19 protein-coding genes, 1 tRNA gene and 1 pseudogene are annotated in these 21971 nt (G+C 71.6%); 14 read left to right on the top strand and 7 right to left on the bottom strand.

Annotated elements, in window-relative coordinates; translation table 11 throughout:
* Positions 1-185: 185 nt before the first annotated feature.
* Both B4N89_RS12815 and B4N89_RS12810 read right to left on the bottom strand, forming a co-directional pair.
* A complete protein-coding gene (locus B4N89_RS12815; RefSeq protein ID WP_078975981.1) occupies positions 186-1559 on the bottom strand; it encodes a C40 family peptidase in 1374 nt (457 codons plus the stop codon).
* 329 nt (positions 1560-1888) lie between these two features.
* Positions 1889-2752 carry a class I SAM-dependent methyltransferase gene (locus tag B4N89_RS12810; protein WP_235618595.1) on the bottom strand — a complete coding sequence of 288 codons (864 nt, stop codon included), beginning with the start codon at positions 2750-2752 and terminating at the stop codon, positions 1889-1891.
* A 207-nt stretch (positions 2753-2959) separates the two neighbouring features.
* On the opposite strand from B4N89_RS12810, the gene mshA reads away from it, so the two are divergent.
* The 5 genes from mshA to B4N89_RS12785 all read left to right on the top strand — a co-directional run bounded on the left by mshA (position 2960) and on the right by B4N89_RS12785 (position 7841).
* Positions 2960-4279, top strand: coding sequence for a D-inositol-3-phosphate glycosyltransferase (gene mshA / locus B4N89_RS12805; RefSeq protein WP_078975980.1), 1320 nt, complete (start codon positions 2960-2962; stop codon positions 4277-4279).
* A gap of 30 nt (positions 4280-4309) precedes the next feature.
* A complete protein-coding gene (locus tag B4N89_RS12800) occupies positions 4310-4831 on the top strand; it encodes a YbjN domain-containing protein (RefSeq protein ID WP_078975979.1) in 522 nt (173 codons plus the stop codon).
* 30 nt (positions 4832-4861) lie between these two features.
* Positions 4862-5620: a phosphoglyceromutase gene (locus B4N89_RS12795; protein WP_078975978.1), complete on the top strand. Its 759-nt coding sequence runs from the start codon at positions 4862-4864 to the stop codon at positions 5618-5620.
* A gap of 353 nt (positions 5621-5973) precedes the next feature.
* Positions 5974-7164, top strand: a complete 1191-nt coding sequence (locus tag B4N89_RS12790) for a sensor histidine kinase (RefSeq protein ID WP_235618594.1) — start codon at positions 5974-5976, stop codon at positions 7162-7164.
* The gene (locus tag B4N89_RS12785) at positions 7161-7841 is read left to right on the top strand and encodes a response regulator transcription factor (protein ID WP_078975976.1); all 681 of its coding nucleotides are present in this window, start codon (positions 7161-7163) and stop codon (positions 7839-7841) included. Before B4N89_RS12790 ends, B4N89_RS12785 begins: the two co-directional genes overlap by 4 nt.
* Before the next feature lie 117 nt (positions 7842-7958).
* On the opposite strand, the gene B4N89_RS49755 is transcribed toward B4N89_RS12785, so the two are convergent.
* A complete protein-coding gene (locus B4N89_RS49755; protein WP_078975975.1) occupies positions 7959-8624 on the bottom strand; it encodes a hypothetical protein in 666 nt (221 codons plus the stop codon).
* A 384-nt stretch (positions 8625-9008) separates the two neighbouring features.
* Between B4N89_RS49755 and B4N89_RS12775 the strand changes: the two genes are divergently transcribed.
* The 6 genes and pseudogenes from B4N89_RS12775 (at position 9009) to B4N89_RS12750 (ending at position 16525) form a co-directional block, all read left to right on the top strand.
* Positions 9009-9491, top strand: coding sequence for a CarD family transcriptional regulator (locus B4N89_RS12775; RefSeq protein WP_020552233.1), 483 nt, complete (start codon positions 9009-9011; stop codon positions 9489-9491).
* A gap of 57 nt (positions 9492-9548) precedes the next feature.
* Positions 9549-10360 (top strand): annotated as a pseudogene (gene ispD / locus B4N89_RS12770) (2-C-methyl-D-erythritol 4-phosphate cytidylyltransferase).
* Positions 10350-10853, top strand: a complete 504-nt coding sequence (gene ispF, locus B4N89_RS12765; protein WP_078975974.1) for a 2-C-methyl-D-erythritol 2,4-cyclodiphosphate synthase — start codon at positions 10350-10352, stop codon at positions 10851-10853. The pseudogene ispD and the gene ispF overlap by 11 nt, the downstream one beginning before the upstream one ends.
* A gap of 75 nt (positions 10854-10928) precedes the next feature.
* Entirely contained in the window at positions 10929-12338 is a 1410-nt protein-coding gene (gene cysS / locus B4N89_RS12760; RefSeq protein ID WP_078975973.1) for a cysteine--tRNA ligase, read from the top strand.
* 154 nt (positions 12339-12492) lie between these two features.
* Positions 12493-13473, top strand: a complete 981-nt coding sequence (gene rlmB / locus B4N89_RS12755) for a 23S rRNA (guanosine(2251)-2'-O)-methyltransferase RlmB (protein ID WP_078975972.1) — start codon at positions 12493-12495, stop codon at positions 13471-13473.
* A 1753-nt stretch (positions 13474-15226) separates the two neighbouring features.
* Complete coding sequence (locus tag B4N89_RS12750; RefSeq protein WP_078975971.1) at positions 15227-16525, top strand: TQO small subunit DoxD; 1299 nt, start codon at positions 15227-15229, stop codon at positions 16523-16525.
* A 158-nt stretch (positions 16526-16683) separates the two neighbouring features.
* Here B4N89_RS12750 and B4N89_RS12745 read toward each other — a convergent pair whose 3' ends face one another.
* Together B4N89_RS12745 and B4N89_RS12740 are read right to left on the bottom strand one after the other, a co-directional pair.
* The gene (locus tag B4N89_RS12745; RefSeq protein WP_078975970.1) at positions 16684-17115 is read right to left on the bottom strand and encodes a PPOX class F420-dependent oxidoreductase; all 432 of its coding nucleotides are present in this window, start codon (positions 17113-17115) and stop codon (positions 16684-16686) included.
* A gap of 90 nt (positions 17116-17205) precedes the next feature.
* Entirely contained in the window at positions 17206-18315 is a 1110-nt protein-coding gene (locus B4N89_RS12740; RefSeq protein WP_078979317.1) for an ABC transporter ATP-binding protein, read from the bottom strand.
* Between the two features lie 233 nt (positions 18316-18548).
* Here B4N89_RS12740 and B4N89_RS12735 point away from each other — a divergent pair, with 233 nt between their 5' ends.
* On the top strand, positions 18549-19568 hold the full coding sequence (locus tag B4N89_RS12735) for a LacI family DNA-binding transcriptional regulator (protein WP_078975969.1): 1020 nt from the start codon (positions 18549-18551) through the stop codon (positions 19566-19568).
* 95 nt (positions 19569-19663) lie between these two features.
* On the opposite strand, the gene B4N89_RS12730 is transcribed toward B4N89_RS12735, so the two are convergent.
* A tRNA-Thr gene (locus B4N89_RS12730) sits at positions 19664-19737 on the bottom strand.
* A gap of 172 nt (positions 19738-19909) precedes the next feature.
* Here B4N89_RS12730 and B4N89_RS12725 point away from each other — a divergent pair.
* Both B4N89_RS12725 and B4N89_RS12720 read left to right on the top strand, forming a co-directional pair.
* Entirely contained in the window at positions 19910-20173 is a 264-nt protein-coding gene (locus tag B4N89_RS12725; protein ID WP_078975968.1) for a GlsB/YeaQ/YmgE family stress response membrane protein, read from the top strand.
* 57 nt (positions 20174-20230) lie between these two features.
* A complete protein-coding gene (locus B4N89_RS12720) occupies positions 20231-21151 on the top strand; it encodes an acyl-CoA thioesterase (RefSeq protein WP_235618593.1) in 921 nt (306 codons plus the stop codon).
* Positions 21152-21159: 8 nt separating this feature from the next.
* Here B4N89_RS12720 and B4N89_RS12715 read toward each other — a convergent pair whose 3' ends face one another.
* Positions 21160-21639 (bottom strand): flavin reductase family protein, encoded by a 480-nt coding sequence (locus B4N89_RS12715; RefSeq protein ID WP_078979315.1) that lies wholly within the window; start codon positions 21637-21639, stop codon positions 21160-21162.
* Positions 21640-21971 lie beyond the last annotated feature (332 nt).

Below are 21971 nucleotides of genomic sequence, written 5' to 3'. Positions count from 1 at the left end.
CGCCGGAGGCGCGCACCGCGCGAACCCCGGGACCCGGTTGGCTCTCCTCGCGACTTTGCCGCCCCGTCCCGCGCCCACACCCGACCGCCACGTGAAGAGGCCGAGCCCGCAGGCCCGGCCCCTTCGGTCCGTGCACGGGATCCCGCTCCCGAGACCCGTTCACCAACCTCTTTCACAACCGACGATCACCCGCCCGAAGGCGTCCCCGACCCCTTCGCCGGCGTTCCCGACTTCGAGCCGCTCGGGGTCCCCGTGCCCGTCGCCGGCGGCGTCGACGGCGGAGCCGTGCTCGGCGGAGGTGTGGTCACGGGCGGTGTGGTCACCGGCGGTGTCGTCACCGGAGGCGTGGTCACCGGGGGTGTGGTCACGGGTGGCGTGGTCACGGGCGGTGTGGTCACCGGAGGCGTGGTCACGGGGGGCTTGGTGGGCGGCGGGCCCGGGACGTTCGGGATCGCCGGGGCGTTCACCGTCCCCGCGCCCGCGTCGGGTCGTACCACGCCCAGGATCGGCATCGAACCGGCGTTGGCGACGGTGATCGTGCGGCCCGGCCGGGGTGCGTGCACGATCTTGCCGTTGCCCAGGTACATGCCGATGTGGCTCGCGTCGGAGTAGTAGACGATCAGGTCGCCGGGGCGCATGTCGGCCAGCGGTACACGCGGCAGCGACGCCCACTGCTCCTGGGAGGTGCGGCGGATCGGCACGCCCGCGAACGCCCACGCCTTCGAGGTCAGGCCCGAGCAGTCGTAGCCTTCGGGGCCGACGCCGCCCCAGATGTACGGCTTGCCGATCTTGTCGATCGCGAACGCGATGGCCAACGCCGCCTTGGGCGTGGTCTGCTGGTCGGGCTTGCCGATCAGCGTGTTCAGCTGGGCCTGACCGGCCTCCGCGGACAGCGCCTCCATCCGGGCGAGTTCGGCCAGCTGCTCGGGGGTGAGGCCGGCCAGTATCTTCTCGGCCTCGGTGATCCGGGACTGGATGTCGGTCCGGGTCGTGGCGGCTTCCTGCTCCAGCCGACGGCTCTCGGCGAGCTGGGCGTCCGCGCTCTTTTGCATCGCGGTGAGCTGGAGTTCGGCCTGCTTGGCGCGGGCGATGGTGTCCAGCTGCGACTGCGAGACACGCTCGTACGTGGGCGCGTCGCGCAGGAACTGCGCGGGATCCGCGGACAACATCAGGGTCAGCAGCGGGTCCATGCCCCGCGTCGTGTACTGGAGTCGGGCCAGTCGGCCCAGATCCTCCTTGGCCTTCTCGACGTTCTGCCGGGCCCACACCACGCCCGCGTTCACGTCGTTGGCCTTGAGCTGGGTGCGACCCAACTGCTCGGTGGTGGCGTTGAACCGCTCGGTGGCCTGCTCGGCCTGGCGGTACAACTCCTGCACCCGGGCCTGGGCGGCCAGCAGATCCTGGACCGAGGTGATCGCGGTGTCGGCGGGCGGCGGCACCGGCGGCGCGTCGGGAGCCGCCCACGCGTTGCCGCCGAACAGGACCGCGCACAGCAGTGCCGCTCCGCAGCTGGTCACGGCCCGGGTTCGCAGACCGATCCGGCCCCCGAGTTTCACCATGCTTTCGCCCTTTCGGAAAACGGCTTGTCCTGAGACGCTGCGGACGATTTCATGCGGCGACGCCGACCGGAACCCGCGCTTTCGGGACGGCAGTTCCCGAGGACCGGTTCAGCGTCGGATCCTTGCATGTTCCGGCTGCGATCGGCAGGGGACTATTCGAGATCGTCCGGATATCGGAACGGGCGTATCAGGCCAATCCCGGACGACACGCCGAGCTGTTCCACGTTCGGATCAACGCGGTGTGTTCAAGATTTCATGTGCCGTTTCGGATCGGACACGAGTCACCAGAATGTATCAATACAGTCGGCCGGGTATGGCCGACATCCGTCCTAAGACGTGATGACACGCACCCGGGGCGCCACCGCCGACCACGCCACGGTCACCTCGCCCTGCCGCCGGCGCGCCGGGCCGTCGCATACCGGCCAGTCCCGGGCCAGCGTCGCGGTCGCCGCGAGCCAGCGCTGGCGCGCGCCGAACGCGGCCAGCGGCGCGTGCAGGTCCCAGGCCCGGTCGAACGCGGTCAGGAACGCGTGCACCGGCTCGCCCGGCACATTGCGGTGGATCAACGCCTTCGGCAACCGCTCGGCCAACTCGGACGGCCGCCCCAGACCCGCCAACCGGGCGGCGAAGGTGACCGTGCGCGGCCGGGCGTCCGACCCGATGCCCAGCCACACCGCACGCCGACCCAACTCGTCGCACGTGCCCTCGACCAGCACCCCGTCCGGCGCGAGGCGGGCGCACATCCGCGCCCAGGCCGCCGGCACCGCGTCCTCGTCGTACTGCCGCAGCACGTTGAACGCCCGGATCGCGGTCGCCGAGCGGCCGGCCGGCAGCGGCACCTCGAAGCCGCCCCGCGCGAAGGTCAACCCGTTCCCGGCGTACGGCAGCGCGGCGGCCACCCGCTCCGGGTCGATCTCGAAGCCGACCACCGCGACGTCGGCCCGCACCGTGCGCAGCCGGCGCGCCAACTCGACCGTGGTCACCGGAGACGCGCCGTAGCCGACGTCGACCACCAGCGGATCGGCCGCGGCCCGCAGCAGCCGCCCGTGTACGCCGGTCAGCCACCGGTCGACCCGGCGCAGCCGGTTCGCGTTGGTGGTACCCCGGGTGATCACCCCGGCCGGCCGCGACCGGGCTCCCGCTCCCGTCCCCGCTCCGGGGGTGCCGATGCCCGGTTTGCCGCGCGTGCCCATGCTCGCAGGGTAGGCGAACACCCCCGTACGCCCCCGCCGGGGCGTGGATCACACCCCGGCCGGGAATCCGGTCCGACCACGATGGGTTGGGACTTGAGTTGGGCCGCGACGGCGGGCCGGGCGGACCTCGTCCGCGACGGCTCGGTACAACTGGTAGTTCCGCACAACAGAACGACAGGGCACGGGGCCGGCCAGGGAGGTCAACGAGTGAGCCACCACGTCCAGCGCGCGATCACATGGGGAGCGCGCCGGGGGGCACCTCGTCGAATCGCGACACTCAGCGTTCACACCTCCCCGCTGCACCAACCCGGCACCGGCGACGCCGGGGGGATGAACGTCTACATCGTCGAGCTGAGCAAGCGGCTGGCCGCGCTCGGCATCGAGGTGGAGATATTCACCCGAGCCACCGGCAGCGATCTGCCGCCGGTCGTCGAGATGGCCCCGGGCGTCCTGGTGCGGCACGTCACCGCCGGGCCCTACGAGGGGTTGTCCAAGGAGGACCTGCCCGCCCAGCTGTGCGCCTTCACCTCCGGCGTGCTGCGCACCGAGGCGATGCGCGACCCCGGTCACTACGACCTGGTGCACTCGCACTACTGGCTCTCCGGCCAGGTGGGCTGGCTCGCCAAGGAACGCTGGGGCGTGCCGCTGGTGCACACGATGCACACGATGGCCAAGGTCAAGAACGCCTCCCTCGCGGGCGGCGACGCCCCCGAGCCCCGGGCCCGGGTGATCGGCGAGTCCCAGGTGGTCGAGGCGGCCGATCGGCTGGTCGCCAACACCGTCGAGGAGGCCGACCAGCTGATCGACCTCTACGCCGCGGAGCCCGATCAGGTCGCGGTGGTCAACCCCGGGGTGGACCTGGAGACGTTCTGCCCCGGCGACATGGCCGCCGCGCGCCGCCGCCTCGACGTGCCCGAGGACGCCACGGTGATCCTGTTCGCCGGGCGGATCCAACCGCTCAAGGCCCCCGACGTGCTGCTGTACGCGATCGCCCACCTGCTCCAGGCCGACCCCGCGCTGCGCCACTCGCTGGTGGTCGCGGTGGTCGGCGGCCCCAGCGGAAACGGCATGGCCGCGCCCGAGCACCTGCACAAGCTGGCCGCGACGCTGGGCATCCACGACGTGGTCCGCTTCCAGCGCCCGGTCCGCCAGGACGTGCTGGCCGACTGGTACCGCGCGGCCACCGTCGCGGTGGTGCCCTCCTACAACGAGTCCTTCGGCCTGGTCGCCATCGAGGCCCAGGCGTGCGGGACGCCGGTGGTCGCGGCGGCGGTCGGCGGACTGCCCACCGCCGTGCGCGACGGCGTCTCCGGCACCCTGGTCCGGGGCCACAACCCGGTCGACTACGGCCTGGCCCTGCGCGACCTGATCCGGGCCCCCCGGCTGCGCGAGGACTACGCCGAGGGCGCGGTCCGGCACGCGGCCTCCTTCGGCTGGGCGGCGGCGGCGGCCTCGATGGCCGAGGTGTACGCCGACACCCTGGCCCGCAGCGCGGCCCCGCGTGGGCGGGTCGTGGGCGGGCAGTAGCGTCGGGGTATCGAGGCGAACGGGCGACGAATGGGGCAGGGCGTGGAAGCCGAACGAGAGCGGGCCGCGGACACCGTGCGCGCGGCCCTGGAGGACGCCGGCGTCGAGTGGGAGCAGTCCGCGCCGTACACGTTCGTCGCGGTGCTGCCGGGCACCCGCAAGCTCAAGACGGCGCTCGCCCTCACGGTGGGCGCGCACAGCCTGGCCATGAGCGCCTTCGTGATCCGGCACGCGGACGAGAACCACGCCGCCTTCCACCGTTGGCTGCTCGAGCGCAACGTGCGGATGTACGGGGTGGCCTTCGCCGTGGACAAACTCGGCGACGTGTACCTGAACGGCCGGCTCCCGCTGGCCGCGGTGAGCGCCGAGGAGATCGACCGGATCCTGGGCGTGGTGCTCCAGACCGCCGACGACAGCTTCAACACCCTCCTGGAGATCGGCTTCGCGACCTCGATCCGCCGGGAATGGGACTGGCGCGTCGAACGCGGCGAATCCCTGCGCAACCTGGAGGCCTTCGCCCGCTTCGCGGCCCCGGAGAACCGCGCGCCGTAGGGCTGCCGGGGGTGGATTACGCTCCTTGCCATGGCTGATGCTCCGTACAAACTGGTACTTCTTCGCCACGGCGAAAGCGAATGGAACGCCAAGAATCTGTTCACCGGTTGGGTCGACGTCGACCTGACCGAAAAGGGGGAGAAGGAGGCCGCGCGCGGCGGGCAGCTGCTGCTCGACGCGGGGGTGCTGCCCGACGTGCTGCACACCTCGCTCCAGCGCCGCGCGATCCGCACCGCCCAGCTCGCGCTGGACGTGGCCGACCTGAACTGGCTGCCCGTGCGGCGTTCCTGGCGGCTCAACGAGCGGCACTACGGCGCGCTCCAGGGCAAGGACAAGAAGCAGACCCTGGAGGAGTTCGGCGAGGAGCAGTTCATGCTCTGGCGCCGCTCCTACGACACCCCGCCGCCGCCGCTGGCCGACGACGACGAATACTCGCAGTTCGCCGACCGGCGCTACGCGTCGTTGCCGGTGGAGATCCGCCCGCGCACCGAATGCCTCAAGGACGTCGTGGAGCGCATGCTCCCCTACTGGTACGACGCGATCGTGCCGGATCTGTTCGGCGGCGACACGGTCCTGGTGGCCGCGCACGGCAACTCGCTGCGCGCGCTGGTCAAGCACCTGGACGGCGTCTCGGACGCGGACATCGCCGGCCTGAACATCCCCACCGGCATCCCGCTGCTGTACGAACTGGACGCGGATCTGCGCCCCGTCACCCCGGGTGGCCGCTACCTCGACCCCGAGGCCGCGGCGGCCGCGATCGAAGCGGTCAAGAACCAGGGCCGGAAGTGATTCCGAACATCGGGTGAAGGCCCGATCGGCTCCGCGCGGAGCGCCCACCTGTCACGGAAGGGGTCGGGCGCTCCGCACGGGCCGGGCTCATCGGCCCGAGCGCCGGTTCAGCGGCCGCAGCTGCCGCCACAATTGCACGCGGAACCGGACTTACAGCCGCAGCCGCAACTGGACGGGCAGTTACAGCCCGGCACGGGGGCCCTCGGCTGAGGCGGGGTCTGCGGGTCGGACATGACGACCTCCGAACGATCACCGGTGACGGGCGTGGCGCACGGATGAACGACACATGAAGATCTGCACGACGGACCCTCTGGACGGTTTCACCCGTTCGGGTCAGCTCTACCCTGGAACATGTGGACGTGAACGTTGCCGCCGCCGCTTTGGCCGCTGTATCCGGATTGGCCGTCGGTGTGGCCGGCACCCTGGCCTTCCGCTGGAGTGAGCGGGCCCAGGGCAGAGGTACGGCCGCGGCGCCCGCCGCGGCCCCTTCCCTGCCGCCCGGAGTGGCCACCGTGCTGTCGGTGCTGCGTTCCTCCGCCGTGGTCCTCGACGAGTTCGACACCGTCGTGAAGGCGTCCTCCGCGGCCTACAAGTTCGGTCTGGTGCGCGGTGACCAACTGGTGCCCGAGGACCTGCTGGCGATGGCCAAGGAGACCAGGCGCGACGGCGAGATAAGGCAGCGCGACCTGCTGCTCGCCCGGGCCGACGGCGAGGCGCACGAGTTCGAGGTGTCCGCGCGCGTGGCGCCGCTGGGCTCTCGGCTGGTGCTGCTGCTGGTCGAGGACCGTACCGAGGCGCGCCGGGTGGACGCGGTGCGCCGTGACTTCGTGGCCAACGTGAGCCACGAGCTCAAGACCCCGGTCGGCGCGCTGTCGCTGCTGGCCGAGGCGGTCATGGACGCCAGCGACGACCCCGAGGCGATCATCCGCTTCGCGGGTCGGATGCAGATCGAGTCGGCCCGGCTGACCAATCTGGTCCAGGAGCTGATCGACCTGTCCCGGGTGCAGAACGACCATCCGCTGCACCATGTCGGCCCGGTCCCGCTCGACGACCTCGTGGCCGAGGCCGCCGATCGCTGCCGACAGGCGGCGGAGTCGAAGCAGATCACCCTCGCGATCGGGGGCGATCGGGAGCTGATCGTGCCGGGGGACCACAATCAACTGGTGATGGCCCTGGGCAATCTGGTCGAGAACGCCGTCAACTACAGTCCTGCGCGGACGAGGGTCGACATCGAGGTCAGAGCAGAGGCGCGGATGGCCGTCATCACCGTTTCCGACCAGGGCCTGGGAATTCCCCAGCGTGACCTGGATCGCATCTTCGAGCGGTTCTACCGCGTCGATCCGGCCCGCTCGCGGGCCACCGGCGGTACCGGCTTGGGCCTGTCCATCGTCAAGCACATCGCGGCGGGCCACGGGGGAGAGGTAACCGTGCGCAGCCTGGAGGGTGTGGGATCCACCTTCACCCTGGTGCTGCCCTTCAAGTCCAGTACCTCTCAATCGATGTCGATGACATCGTCGACCCCATCCATGGAGGCATCACGATGACCCGTGTGCTCGTCGTCGAAGATGAAGAGTCCTTCAGCGACGCGCTGTCGTACATGCTTCGCAAGGAAGGCTTCGAGGTGGCCGTGGCCGCCACCGGCCCCGAGGCGTTGGAGCTGTTCGACCAGGGCGGCGCCGATCTGGTCCTGCTCGACCTGATGCTGCCCGGCCTGCCGGGCACCGAGGTCTTCCGCGGGCTGCGGGCCAAGTCCAACGTGCCGGTCATCATGGTGACCGCCAAGGACAGCGAGGTCGACAAGGTGGTCGGGCTGGAGATCGGCGCCGACGACTACGTCACCAAGCCGTACTCGACCCGCGAGCTGATCGCCCGGATCCGTGCCGTGCTGCGCCGCCAGGGCGGGGTGGAGACGGACGAGCCGCGCGCGATCGAGGCGGGTCCGGTCCGGCTCGACGTCGAGGCACACCGGGTCACCGTGGAGGGTCGGCGGATCGATCTCCCGCTCAAGGAGTTCGACCTGCTCGAGGTGCTGCTGCGCAACGCGGGCCGGGTGCTCACCCGGATGCAGTTGATCGACCGGGTCTGGGGCGTCGGCTATGTGGGCGACACCAAGACGCTGGACGTACACGTGAAGCGGCTGCGAGCCAAGATCGAGCCGGACCCGGGCGCCCCGCGCTACCTGGTCACCGTGCGCGGTCTCGGGTACAAGTTCGAGCCCTGATCGGGCCGGGGCCGCTCCGGCCCCCCGTACGACGACGGCGCCCGCGCCGCCCCCGGTGTCCGGGAGGCGGCGCGGGCGCCGTCGTATGTGCCCGTGTCCCGCGTCGCGGGTACGGCGTCAGCCGCCGGCCGGGGCCGACGCGCTGTTGCGCGGGGTACCGGAGGCGCCGTTGCCGCCTGCCGGGGCCGTGGCGGGCGCGGTGTTCGGCGGCGCGGTGGTCGGCGCCGAGGAGGTCGGCGGCGCGGGCGGCGGCGGGGTGAAGGCCGGGGTCGGCTTCAGCTGCGCGAAGTAGCCCGATGGGGCGTGTACCGAGACGTCCAGCGAGGTCTCGCCGGCGGTGCCGAACGCGAAGGTCACCCGGCGGAACGAGCCGGCCTCGACCTTGGCGGCGTTCGGGAAGACCAGCGGACCGAGGTAGACGCGCCCCTGCGGGTCGTCGGCGGCCATTCCCTGGGGGCGGTCGACCAGGTACGCGGCGCCGCCGGCCGGGATGGTCAGCGGGCCGCCGAGGGCCTGTCCCGCGCCGTCGACCGTCACCTTGGTGATCGTCTCGGGGGCGGAGCCCTCGTTGAACAGCGCGCCACCGAGCGCGACCAGGTTCTTGCCCGGGTCGCTCGTCACCAGCTGGATGTTCTGGATCTTGAGCGAACCGAACGCCGTATTGGCCGTGTCGGGTTTGACCTTGCTGGTCTCGGCTTCCTTGCCACTGGCGCAGCCCGCGGCCAGGGGAAGGACGACGGCGACGGTGGCGGCGAGGGCGCCGCGTCGAAGGCTGCGGCTCACGGCGGCGGCATCTCCTTGAAGATCTCGGATCCTGGACCGGTCACGATGACCGGTGACAGCGTACTCAGGCCGGGAGGACGACTCGTACGCGGCTCACCGCGCCGAGCGGCGGCTTCGCCGGGGCGGAGTCGGCGGATGCCGCCGGGATCGGCCCGACTCCGGTGAGGCGGGTGGGACATATGGGTTGTGCGAGAGCGGCCGACGCACCCCCGGGACGCGTCGTTTGCCCCGTTTGTTCGAGTCCTACAGGTGTGGGGTTCCCTGTCCCAGCACGCCCACAGGCCGCTTGTCAAGCCCCGACTAAGGCCCTGACCTGCGGAAACGTCATTCAGTAGGGGCGTGTCCCGTGTTACCCTAGAAAGCCACGGAAGGGGTACCTGTCACATGACGTTCAAGGTTGGCGACACCGTGGTCTACCCCCATCACGGGGCCGCGCTGATCGAGGCGATCGAGCAGCGCACGATCAAGGGTGTGGACAAGACCTATTTGGTGTTGAAGGTCGCCCAGGGTGATTTGACCGTCCGCGTGCCTGCGGACAACGCGGAATTCGTCGGTGTTCGGGACGTGGTGGGCCAGGAAGGGCTCGACCGCGTCTTCGAGGTACTGCGTGCTCCGCACACCGAGGAACCGACGAACTGGTCACGACGTTACAAGGCGAACTTGGAAAAGCTCGCCTCCGGTGACGTTATCAAGGTCGCGGAGGTCGTGCGCGATCTATGGCGCCGCGAGCGTGACCGCGGCCTGTCGGCAGGCGAAAAGCGCATGCTGGCGAAGGCTCGGCAGATCTTGGTGAGCGAGTTGGCGCTCGCCGAGAACACGAACGAGGACAAGGCCGAGGCCATCCTCGACGAGGTCCTGGCTTCCTGAGCCGTAGGATCCGCCCGTCGATGACGGACGGATCCGCCGGTGCGGTGTCGGCGCCATGTGGCGTCGGCGCCCGGGTGGTTTGAGGGGACTTCGTTGAACACTGCGGTCCTTGTGCCCGCTGCAGGGCGTGGTGAACGGCTCGGTCCCGGTGCGCCCAAGGCGTTGCGTGAGCTTGGGGACATCCCGATGCTGGTGCACGCCGTCCGGTCGCTGCTGGCCGCCCGCGGGGTAACCGCGGTCGTGGTCGCCGCACCGCCGGACGGTGTCGCCGGTGTCCGGGAGCTTTTGCGTGCGCAACTGCCCGTGGAATCACCCGTGTGGGTGGTCGCGGGCGGTGCGACACGCCAGGAATCGGTACGGCTCGCCCTCGCGGCGGTGCCGGCCGATCACGACATCGTGCTCGTGCATGATGCCGCGCGTCCGTTCGTGCCGGCCCACGTGGTCGAGGCGGTGATCGCCGCCGTCGCCGACGGGGCCGACGCGGTGGTGCCCGCGTTGCCCGTGGTCGACACGGTCAAGGAGGTCGCCGCGGCGAACGGCGCGGAGACCGTGGTGCGCACGGTCGATCGATCGTTGTTGCGCGCCGTACAGACCCCCAGGGCTTTCGGCGGGCGGTATTGGCGCGTGCCCACGCCGAGGCCGACGGGTTCGGCGCCGAGGGCGCGACCGACGACGCCGGGATGGTCGAGCGCACCGGCGGCACGGTCGTGGTGGTGCCCGGTTCCGAAGAGGCGTTCAAGGTGACCCGGCCGTTCGACCTGTTGCTCGCCCGCGCGCTTTTGGAGCGCCGGGCGGAGCGGGCCGCGCAGGCGCGCGTCGACGGGGCGGACGGCGCCGCGGAGAGTTCGGAGATCGACGTTGTCCGGTGAGCACGCGGCTCGGGTGGTCCTGCCCCGTACCGGGATCGGGGTGGACGTCCACGCCTTCGAGGCGGGGCGCGAGTTGTGGGTGGCCGGGCTGTTCTGGCCCGGGGAGACCGGGTTGGCCGGGCACTCCGACGCCGACGTGGTCGCGCACGCCGCGTGCGACGCGTTGTTCTCGGCGGCGGGCATCGGCGATCTGGGCGCACACTTCGGCACCTCGCGGCCGCAGTGGTCCGGAGCGTCGGGGGTGACGCTGCTGACCGAGGCCGCGCGGCTGGTGCGCGCGGCCGGATTCGAGATCGGCAACATCGCGGTGCAGGTGATCGGGGTGCGGCCGAAGGTCGGGCGGCGGCGGGCCGAGGCGGAGGCCGCGCTGTCGGCCGCGGCCGGCGCGCCGGTGTCGGTGTCCGGGACCACCACCGACGGTCTGGGGCTGACCGGGCGGGCCGAGGGAGTGGCCGCGATCGCCACCGCGCTCGTGGTGCCGGTCGGGCGGTGACCGGGCGGCGACCCCCGGTGGAACCGAGGGATAACGGCGCACGCCGCGCCGTCCCGACGCTCTAAGCTTGCGCGTGTGAGCATGCGCCTGTACGACACCAGCACCCGCACGGTCCGGGACTTCGTGCCGCTTGTCGAGGGACAGGTCTCGATCTACTTGTGTGGTGCCACTGTGCAGGCACCTCCGCACATCGGGCACATCCGATCGGGGCTGAACTTCGACGTGCTGCGCCGGTGGTTCGCCCACCGCGGCAACGACGTCGTGTTCTGCCGCAATGTCACCGACATCGACGACAAGATCATCGCCAAGTCCTGCACGGAGGGCGTGCCCTACTGGCAGGTCGCGCAGACCAACGAGCGGGCCTTCGCCGACGCGTACACCGCGCTCGGCTGCCTGCCGTCGACCGTGGAGCCCCGGGCGACCGGGCACATCCCCGAGATGGTCGCGATGATCGACCGGCTGATCGCCACGGGGCACGCCTATCCGTCCGGTGGCGACGTGTACTTCGACGTCTCCTCGTTCCCGGCCTACGGGGCGCTGTCCGGCCAGAAGCCCGACGCGATGCGCGAGGCGGAGGACGCGGGCACGGGCGCGGCGGGCAAGCGGGACCGGCGCGACTTCGCGCTGTGGAAGGCGGCCAAGCCCGGCGAGCCGTCGTGGGAGACGCCGTGGGGACACGGTCGTCCGGGGTGGCACCTGGAGTGCTCCGCGATGGCGCACAAGTACCTGGGTGCGGCGTTCGACATCCACGGCGGCGGGCTGGATCTGGTGTTCCCGCACCACGAGAACGAGATCGCCCAGTCCAAGGCGGCGGGCGACGCGTTCGCCGCCTACTGGATGCACAACGCCTGGGTCACCCTCAGCGGTGAGAAGATGAGCAAGTCGCTCGGCAACTCGGTGCTCGTCTCCGAGATGCTCAAGCGCTGGTCGCCGCTGGTCCTGCGCTACTACCTGGCCACCCCGCACTACCGGTCGATGATCGAGTACAGCGAGGAGGCACTGCGCGAGGCCGAGGTCTCCTTCGGGCGGATCGAGGGCTTCCTGGAGCGGGCCGGCGAACAGACCGGGGCGATCGAGCCGACGGCCGACGTGCCGGCGGTGTTCGCCGCCGCGATGGACGACGACCTGGGTGTGCCGCAGGCGATGGCGGTCGTGCACAACACCGTGCGCGACGGCAACACCGCGCTGGCGGCGGGCGACAAGGACGCGGTGGTCCGGCACGCGGCCGACGTACGGGCGATGCTGGGCGTGCTCGGCATGGACCCGCTGTCGGAGCAGTGGACGGCGGGCGCCGCCGGCGGTCGCTCCGACGAGTTGCGCGGGGTGGTCGACCACCTGGTCAAGCTCGCCCTCGGGCAGCGCGAGGCGGCGCGGGCGCGCAAGGACTACGCGGCCGCCGACGCGGTCCGGGACAGCCTCACGGCGGCCGGGATCGTGGTGGAGGACACACCGCACGGGCCCCGGTGGACGCTGCACCGGGACTGAGTCGACAAGGGCCCGGAAGGGCCCGACGAGAACGCGCCGTACGGCCGGAACGCCACGAGGTGGCGGACCGGCCGTACGGTTGTAACGGCTGGAGCGGTTGCCCCTCGGGCGACCGGGGATCGCAACGTGAAGCAATCGAAGGGATGTACCCGTCATGGCCGGCAACACGGAGCGCCGTAACAAGCGCAACGAGGGAAGCAAGAAGGGGCCCTCGGTCGGTACTGGTGGGCACAGCCGCCGGGCGCTGAAGGGCAAGGGGCCGACACCGCCCGCGGAGATGCGCAAGGGGCACGCGAAGCAGCGCGCCGCCAACGCCGCGGCCAAGCGCAAGGCCGCCGCGCCCGCGGCCAGGCGTCCCGCGGGCGGGCGTCCCGGACGCGGCGGCAAGAGCGCGTCGGAGCTGGTCGCGGGCCGCAACTCGGTGCTCGAGGTGCTGCGCGCCGACGCGCCGGCGACGTCGCTGTTCATCGCGCAGTACATCGACAGCGACGACCGGGTGCGCGAGGCGATGAAGATCGCCAACACGCGGGGCATCCCGCTGATGGAGATCCCGCGTCCCGAGCTGGACCGGATGACCGACGGCGCGATCCACCAGGGCCTGGTGCTCCAGATGCCGCCGTACGAGTACGCCCACCCGGACGACCTCGTGGTGGAGGCGCACGACCGCGCCGAAACGCCCCTCGTCGTCGCGCTCGACAGCGTCACCGACCCGCGCAACCTCGGCGCGGTGATCCGCTCCGCGGCGGCCTTCGGCGGCCACGGCGTGGTCGTCCCCGAGCGCCGCGCGGCCGGCATGACCGCCGGCGCCTGGAAGTCCTCGGCAGGCGCGGCCTCCCGCATGCCGGTGGCCCGAGCAGCCAACCTCACCCGAGCCCTCGAGGCGTACAAGAAGGCCGGCCTGACCGTGGTCGGCCTGGCCGCCGACGGCGACATCACCCTGGACGAACTGGCCGCGGCCACGGACCCCCTGGTGGTGGTCGTCGGCTCCGAGGGCAAGGGCCTGGGCCGGTTGGTCCAGGAAACGTGCGACATCACGGTCCGAATCCCGATGGCCGGCGGCAACGAGTCCCTGAACGCGGGCGTGGCGGCAAGCATCGTGCTCTACGAGGTGGCCCGGAGGCGGGGAGCGAAGTAGGCAGGGAACCAGCCGACCGAGACGAGCGCTCGAGGCCGCCCGGGCCGGGCCCACTGGCCCCTCCCCGAGTGGGCCGGCTGTTTTCGGCGAGCGCTGCGCTTGTGGCTGCGGCCGGCCGGTCCGGGGTCTGTCCGAGTCGATGGTGGCCCGCCGCCGACGTTCGGGGCTCCGAGGCTCGGTCCTCTCTGCGAGACGGCTGCATCGCTCGGTGAAAACCGGCCGGCAGCGGCGGGCGGGGAGGGCGCTCGGGTCGAGTCCTCCGAGGAGGCTTCCCGGGTGGGTCGGGCGTTTGCGGTGGGCGGTGCGTGTGTGGCTGCGGCCGGCCGGTCCGGGGCTGGTCCGAGTCGATGATGGGCCGCCGCCGGCGTTCGGGGCTCCGAGACATCGGTCCCGGCGAGACGGGCGTGTTGCTCGGCGAAAACCGGCTGGCAACGGGGGGCAGGGAGAGCGCTCGGGTCGAGTCCCCCGGGGAGGCTTCCTGAGTGGGTCGGGCGTTTCCGGCGGGCGGTGGCATGTGGATGACGAAGGGTTGCGAAGCCGGATTGCGTGGGGTGCCGGAGCCTCAACGTGAGAGAAAACCGCAGGTCAGCGCCAGCGGCGGCGGTTTCGGGTGCCTCGGGATCCGGTTTCGACTCCCGCTGGGCACTTTCCGTCTCCTCGACGGCCTATGCGAGGTCACAGCGCTCCAAGCCGACCCCGACATGGCGATTTCGGTCTCCCCACGGGCGCTGAGGGGGTGGGTGCGCACGAAACCGGCACTCGACGCCCGACTTTTCACCCCGCCCCCACAAAACCGCAGGTCACCGAAGCTCGAAGCCCACAACCACCCATCGCGATCCGGTTTCGAGCCCGTACTCCTCTCCAAACACCCTCGAAGCGCCCCGGCCCACTCGGGAAGCCTCCCCGGGGGACTCGACCCGAGCGCCCTCCTCGCCCGCCGCTGCCGGCCGGTTTTCGCCGAGCCATACGCGCGTCTCGCGGAAAGCCCTGGGGCTTGGAGCCCCGAACGCCGGCGGCGGCCCATCACCGACTCGGACCAGCCCCGGACCGGCCGGCCCGCAGCCACAAACGCCACGTCCGCCGCAAACGCCCGGCCCACTCGGGAAGCCTCCTCGGAGGACTCGACCCGAGCGCCCTCCCCGCCCGCCGCTGCCGGCCGGTTTTCGCCGAGCCATACGCGCGTCTCGTCGAGAGCCCCGGGGCTCGGAGCTCCGAGCGCCGGCGGTGGCCCGCCATCGACTCGGACCAGCCCCGGACCGGCCGGCCCGCAGCCACAAACGCCACGTCCGGCGGAAACGCCCGGCCCACTCGGGAAGCCTCCCCGGGGGACTCGACCCGAGCGCCCGCCGCTGCCGGCCGGTTTTCGCCGAGCCATACGCGCGTCTCGTCGAGAGTCCCGGGGCTCGGAGCTCCGAGCGCCGGCGGTGGCCCGCCATCGACTCGGACCAGCCCCGGACCGGCCCGCCCGACCCAGGCGCAACGCCTGCCGAAAACGCCCGGCCCGCTCGAAGAGGCTTGCCGGTGGGGTCGGTTCGAGTGTTCTCTTGCGCCGCTGCCGGTGGTCGGAGGTTGTGTTGGGCAGCGTGGTTGTTTTGGTGGGAGGTCTGTGTTTCGGGGGGTTGTGGGCTTCCCGCTTGCGTTGCCGTGTTGGGGTGCGGGGCGGAGTGTAGCGGGAGGTTTGGGGGTTTGTGGGTTGCATGGGGTATTACGTGGTGGGCCGCATCCTTGGGGGGGCTTGGGCGGTTAGTGGTTCGTGGACACCAGATCGGAAGGCAGCTTCGGCGGTGCTGTCGGGCTGTTGCCCTCGCCCGCGGCGGTGCGTGATCCCGGCGATCCGGCGGCGGTCGCCACCCCCACGAAGACCCTGCGGGTGGTGATCGCCGGCCCCCGGATCGGCACCGCCCCCAAACCTGTGCCCGGGCCGCGTGACCGGGCGGACGACGACGCGACCACGCGGCTCCCGGTGATTCGTGACGACGGGTCCCGGCGGCGCGTGGCGCCTGCCCGGCGCGGTCCGGGGACGGATGTGCGTGAGCGGGACGGGACCGTCGCGGCGGCCACGCATGCGCGCCGAGGGAGTGTGCAGGCCGGCACCGTGTTGTTGCCGTTGCGGCTGTTCCTGGGCGGGGCGTTCCTGGTCGAGGGGCTGCGCAAGCTCTACGCGCCGGGCTTCCTGGATCCGGGGTCGAGCGACTCGTTCGGGCATCGCATCGGCGTGCTGCGTGACGGGAGTCTGTCGCCGTCGGTGATGGACCTGGCCGCCGACCACGCGATCGGGGCGGGCCTGTTGTTCGCCTTCGGCCAAGTGGTGGTCGGCTTCGCGGTGGTGCTCGGGTTGTGGACCCGGCTGGCCGGACTGCTCGGGATGTTGCTCTCGCTGGGCGTGCTGATCGCGGTGGGCACCGGCTCCTCGCCGTACCACGCGCCCTACCTGGTCTTCCTGGCGGCGTTCAGCCCGCTGGCCCTCGCGGGCGCGCCGATGTACTCGGCGGACGCGTGGTTGTCGCTGCGGACCTGGCGCGGTCCCATCGTCACCCCCGTCCGGGCCCGGCGGCGCAAGCTCGGCTACGGCTCGATGCTGGCGTTCGCCGGAGTCGGCGCGACGCTGCTCGCGGGCTCACTGCTCGGCGGCGGCCACCGGCACCCCGACGAGTCGGACACCGGCCGGATCGGCGAGCCGGGTCGGCCCGCCGGATCCTCGGCCCCGGTCGCCCCCGCCGCCGGACAGCCGGCCGGCGCGGTGCCCGGTCAGCCCCGACCGCCGGTGGTCGAACCCTCGGCGGCGGCCGGTCCGGTCAAGGAGGGCACCGCCGCGCAGACCACCCCGCGCGCGGCGACCACCCCGCAGCCGAGCGCCCGCGCCGGCACGGCCAAATCCACCCCGGCCGACGCCACGGACAGGAAGCCGGTTCCGGCCTCGGCCCCGGCCGCGTCCGGCCCCACGGGCTCGACGGGTTCGACGGGTTCGACGGGTTCGAACACCGGCGGCTCCGGTGGCTCCCCCAAGTCCAACGGCAGCGGTACCAAGCCCCTGGGCGGCCTGCTGGGCTGACCGCCCCTTGGGCATCGGGAGCCACCCGGCCACCCCCACGCCACCCACAGGACCCGCACGACATGTGCGGGTCCTGTGGCATGGCATACCGGATGTGCGGGCGGCGCGCGTTGCGGTCGTCGAAGACCTCCGCCGGCATGAACGCGCGAAAGGCCGGCTCAGCCCGTGATGTTCCGGTCCGCCACCACGTGGTGGATGTGCACGTGCACCACCTGCTCGCCCTTCACGGGCTCGCGCTCGACCACCTTGTCGGCGCCCATGTAGCGGGCGGCGATCCGGCTCGGCCAGACGCGCAGGTCGACCGGGTCGACGGAGAGTCGGGCCTCGCCCTCGACCACCACATAGGCGTACGGCGGCCGTTCGTCGTCCACGCACAGGCTCACGCGCGGATCGTTGGCGAGGTTGCGCCCCTTGACCGAGGACGCGAACGTGGTGAACACCAACTCCACCGTGTCGCCGCGATCGTCCAGGTCGAACCAGACCGGCGCCACGTGCGGCCGACCGTCGGGACGTACGGTGGCAAGTTTTCCGGTGCGCGGCGGCCCCGCCAACAAAAAGCCCCGCCACTCGGTCTCGGTCATACGCTCCATGGACCGAGTCTCACCCCTGACGGCCCCCCGGTCCGGGACGACACTCGCCGGCGGCGCCGTCGGGCGCCGCCGGCGAGTGTGCCGGATCGGTCAGTCGTGCAGTCGCTCGCCGCTCTTCGTGGAGAACAGGTGCGTCTCGCCCACCGTCGGGACCACGTGCAGGACCGAGCCCTTTTCCGGGACGCTGCGGCCCGGGACGCGGACGACCAGGGGCTTTTCCGTGCCGTCGAGGGTGACCGAGCCGTAGACGAAGGCGTCGGAGCCGAGTTCCTCGACCACGTCGACGGAGACCGCGAGGCCCTTGCCGCCCTTGCTCAGGCCCTCGGCCGAGTTGATCTTCAGGTGCTCGGGGCGCACGCCCAGGGTCACCTTGGCCGCGCCCTCGGCCACCGCCGCCTCGCGGGCCTCGCGCGAGACCGGGACGACCGCGTCGCCGAAGCGGATGCCGTCCTCGGCCAGGTCGACCTCGATCAGGTTCATCGCGGGCGAGCCGATGAAGCCGGCCACGAACACGTTGGCCGGGCGGTCGTACATGTTGCGCGGGGTGTCCACCTGCTGGAGCAGGCCGTCCTTGAGCACCGCCACGCGGTCGCCCATGGTCATCGCCTCGACTTGGTCGTGCGTGACGTAGACGGTGGTGATGCCCAGGCGGCGCTGGAGGCCGGCGATCTGGGTGCGGGTCTGGACACGGAGCTTGGCGTCGAGGTTGGACAGCGGCTCGTCCATCAGGAAGACCTGGGGCTCGCGGACGATCGCACGGCCCATCGCGACACGCTGGCGCTGACCGCCGGAGAGGGCCTTCGGCTTGCGGTCCAGGTATTCGGTGAGGTCGAGGATCTTCGCGGCCTCTTCGACCTTGGCCCGGATCTGCTTCTTGTCGACGCCCGCGATCTTCAGCGCGAAGCCCATGTTCTCGGCGACCGTCATGTGCGGGTAGAGCGCGTAGTTCTGGAACACCATCGCGATGTCGCGGTCCTTGGGCTCCAGGTTGGTGACCTCGCGGTCGCCGATGTGGATCGAGCCGCCGGTGACCTCCTCGAGACCCGCGAGCATGCGCAGGGAGGTGGATTTGCCGCAACCGGAGGGGCCGACCAGGACCAGGAACTCGCCGTCCGCGATCTCCAGGTCGAGCGCGTTGACGGACGGGCGCTCGGCGCCCTTGTAGGTACAGGTCGCCTGCTTGTAGCTGACCGTGGCCATGGTGATGTGTCCTTCCACCGGCAGGAACGTGCCGGACGATCCGAGTGGAGGGTGAAGTACCCGTGCGGTGCCTGTCCGTGACGGCGGACAGTGGTCTAGTCCATTCGAGGACGGACTGCGCTTCACCGTACCCGGGCGCACGTGATCTGTCAGCAGTCGGCTTCGCCCGAAATGTTTTGCGGGACCCGCAAACCCCTGCGAAATCCTGCTGAAAGTGTCACTAGGCTCTGCGTATGAAGGCTCGGCTGGCGGACATCGCAACGCAGGCAGGGGTCAGCGAGGCGACCGTGAGTCGGGTTCTGAACAGCAAACCCGGGGTTGCGGACGACACTCGGCGGGCCGTCCTGACCGCTCTCGACGTGCTCGGGTACGAGCGGCCCGCCCGGCTGCGCCGGCGCAGCGCGGGCCTGGTCGGGCTGCTGCTCCCGGAGTTGGACAATCCCATCTTCCCGGCGTTCGCGCAGGTCATCGAGCGGGCGTTGGCCCATCACGGCTACACCCCGGTGTTGTGCACGCAGACCCCGGGCGGGGTCACCGAGGACGACTACACCGAACTGCTCCTGGAGCGCGGGGTGTCGGGGATCGTCTTCGTCTCCAGCCTGCACTCGGACTCGGGCGCGGACATGTCGCGCTATCTGCGGCTGGTCGAGCGCGGCCTGCCGATGGTGTTCGTCAACGGCTTCGCCCCGGGTGTGGACGCGCCGTTCATCTCCAGCGACGAGGCGGTCGCGGTGGAGTTGGCGATAGGGCACCTGGCCTCGCTGCGGCACTCCGCGATCGGGCTCGCGGTCGGGCCCGAGCGGTATGTGCCCACCGCGCGCAAGATCGCGGGTTTTCGGCGCGGGCTCGCCGAGCGGTTCGGGGTGACGGAGGCCGACGGTTGGATCGAGCGGTCGTTGTTCTCGGTGGAGGGCGGCCAGGCGGCGGCGGGCGCGCTGCTCGACCGGGGGGCGACCGCGGTCGTGTGCGGCAGCGACCTGATGGCGCTCGGCGCGGTACGGGCCGCGCGCCAGCGGGGGTTGCGGGTGCCGCAGGACGTCTCGGTGGTGGGCTACGACGACTCGCCGCTGGTGGCCTTCACCGACCCGCCGCTGACCACGGTGCGGCAGGCGGTGCAGGCGATGGGCGCGGCGGCGGTGCGCGCGCTGCTCGACGAGATCGGCGGCGGGCGGGCGCCGCGCACCGAGTTGATCTACCGCCCCGAACTGGTGGTCCGCGGCTCGACCGGTCCGGCGCCGGACCGCCGCCGCTGAGCCCCGCCGCCGACCGGCGAGCGGGCCCGGCCGCACCTACCGGACCGACGAAAGCGGGCCGCCATCCGGCGATCGCACGGAGGACGGCCCCTGGGAGCCCCGAGTCGGGTTCGAACCGACGACCCCGCGCTTACAAGGCGCGTGCTCTGGCCAACTGAGCTATCGGGGCGTGTACCGGACCATTTTGCACCGTGGCCACCCGGCGGACGCAACCACCTTAGAGCTTTGTGACGTGGGTGCGTTCGCGTTAACGCGCGGGGAACGTGGGGAACAGGAGACACCTGCCCGGAAAAGTCCGGGTAGTCGTACTTTGTACGGCTGCGGCCGGCTGGAGGAATCCCATGACGTTCGTAGGTCTGATCATCGCCGGCATCATCATCGGCGCGCTGGGCCGGCTGTTTCTGCCCGGCAAACAGAAGATCGGCTTCCTGGCCACGATGGCGGTCGGCATCGTGGGCACCCTGATCGGCTACGGCATCGCCGCCGGGCTCGGCGTCGAGGAGACCAAGGGGGTCGACTGGCTTCGCTGGATCATCAGCATCGCGGTCGCGGCGTTCCTGGTCTCGCTGGTGGTCAAGTTCACCGGGAAGGGCGCCACGCGGTGATCGTTCCGTACATCTGACGGTCTATCAGATCCGGCCGCGGACTGCGATCATGCGCGGATGACCGGTGGAGTGGCGACATGGCCGACGATCGCGGCGGCCGACCTGGTGGACGTGCTGGACCTGGACCGGCTCGCGGCGGCGGATCCGGGGGATCCGGGGGATCCGGGGGATCCGGGGGAATGCGTCGCCCCGGACGCCGCGCTCACCCGGTTCCGGGCGCGCAACCTGGTGACCCCGATCCCGCGCACGCTCGGCGCGCAGGTGCTCGCGCAGACGGTGGTGGCCGCCGAGCGGGTGGTCCCCCACATGGCGGTGCAGACCCTCCAGGGGGTCTTCCCCCGGGCCGGGGATCCGACCGCGCCGGTGGACGTCCGGGTCGAGCGGCTGCACGAGGGGCGGTCGGCGGCGATCCTCCAGGTGGGCTTCCGGCAGGGCGCCGCCGAGCACTACCGGGCGTTCGTGACGCTGGGTGTGGCCGGCCCCGAACTGGTGCGGCACGCCGATGCCCTGCCGGCCGGGGTGCCCGGGCCGGAGGAGTGCGCCGAGGTGTCGGTGCCGATGTTGCCGTGGGAGGTGCGTACGGCCGGCGGCGCGGCGGCGTTGGCGCCGGAGTCGGTGGGGCCGCCACGCCTGGACCTGTGGACGCGCTGTACGGCGGTCCCGGACACCGTGACCACGGCCCGGGCGATCCTGGCCTGGTCCACCGAGGGCTTCCTGGGCCCGGTCGCGCTGCGGCCGTACTCGCGCGCCGAACTGGAGCGGCGCGGTGGGCGGTCGATGTCGGTGGCGCTGTCCCAGAACATCACCTTCCACGAGCCGTTCTCGGCGCACGAGTGGCTGCTGCTGCGCTGCGCGAGCGAGTACGCGGGCGACGGGCGCATGCACGGGCGGATCCGGGTGTTCACCCGGGCCGGCCGACCGGTCGCCTCCGTGACGGCGGACGGACTGATGCGCCCGGGACCGCGGCCGGGTGCGTAGCGACGCGGTCAGCCCAGGCTTCGGTAGCGGCCCCGGAAGTGCGCCAGGGGCAGGCCCTCGGGGCTGGGCAGGTCCACGCGCAGCACCTCGCCGACGTACAGGATGTGATCGCCCGCCTCGACGACCTGGTCGGTGCGGCACTCCAGGGTCGCCAGCGCGCCGCCGACCAGCGCCGCGCCGGACACCGGGCCGCGGCGGTGCGGGATGTCGGCGAACATCAGCCGGTCGCTGATCCGGCCGGGGATGGCGAAGCGGCCGGCGACGTGGCGTTGACTCTGCGAGAGCAGGGACACCGCCCACAGCGGTTGTTCGTCCAGCACGTCGCGCATCCGCGCCTCGCGGCGCAGGCTGATCAGCACCAGCGGGGGTTCCAGGGAGACCGACATGAACGCGGTCGCGGTCATGCCCACGTCGTCCACGGGCCCGCCGTCGTCGAGGTCGCCCTCGATCGCGGTGATCAGCACCACGCCGGCGGCGAATCGGGACATCGCGGCCTTGAAGTCGGCCGGATCGACGGGAGGCGGGAGTGGCGGGGACACGGATCAAGGGTATGCGGCGTCGGAGCGCACCCGAGCGGACCCGGATGTGCTGTGCATCAATGTGCTGACGCACACCGGAGCGCCCGATCGGTTTCCGATTGGTTTCTGATTGGTCGTCAGGTATATCCCGCGAACCCTGGGGTTATTTCCCGTAAATGGGCGCCGGCCTCGTACGATGCGCCTTGGATGCCGGCGGAGGACGCGATTCCGGGGCGGTTCGGCGGTCCGACTCGATACGGTATGAAGCGTGAGGTGGCTCACAGTGACAGTCTGATCGATGA

Source organism: Embleya scabrispora (assembly GCF_002024165.1).
Classification (GTDB): Bacteria; Actinomycetota; Actinomycetes; order Streptomycetales; family Streptomycetaceae; genus Embleya; species Embleya scabrispora_A.
This window is presented reverse-complemented; position numbering and strand designations above follow the sequence as displayed.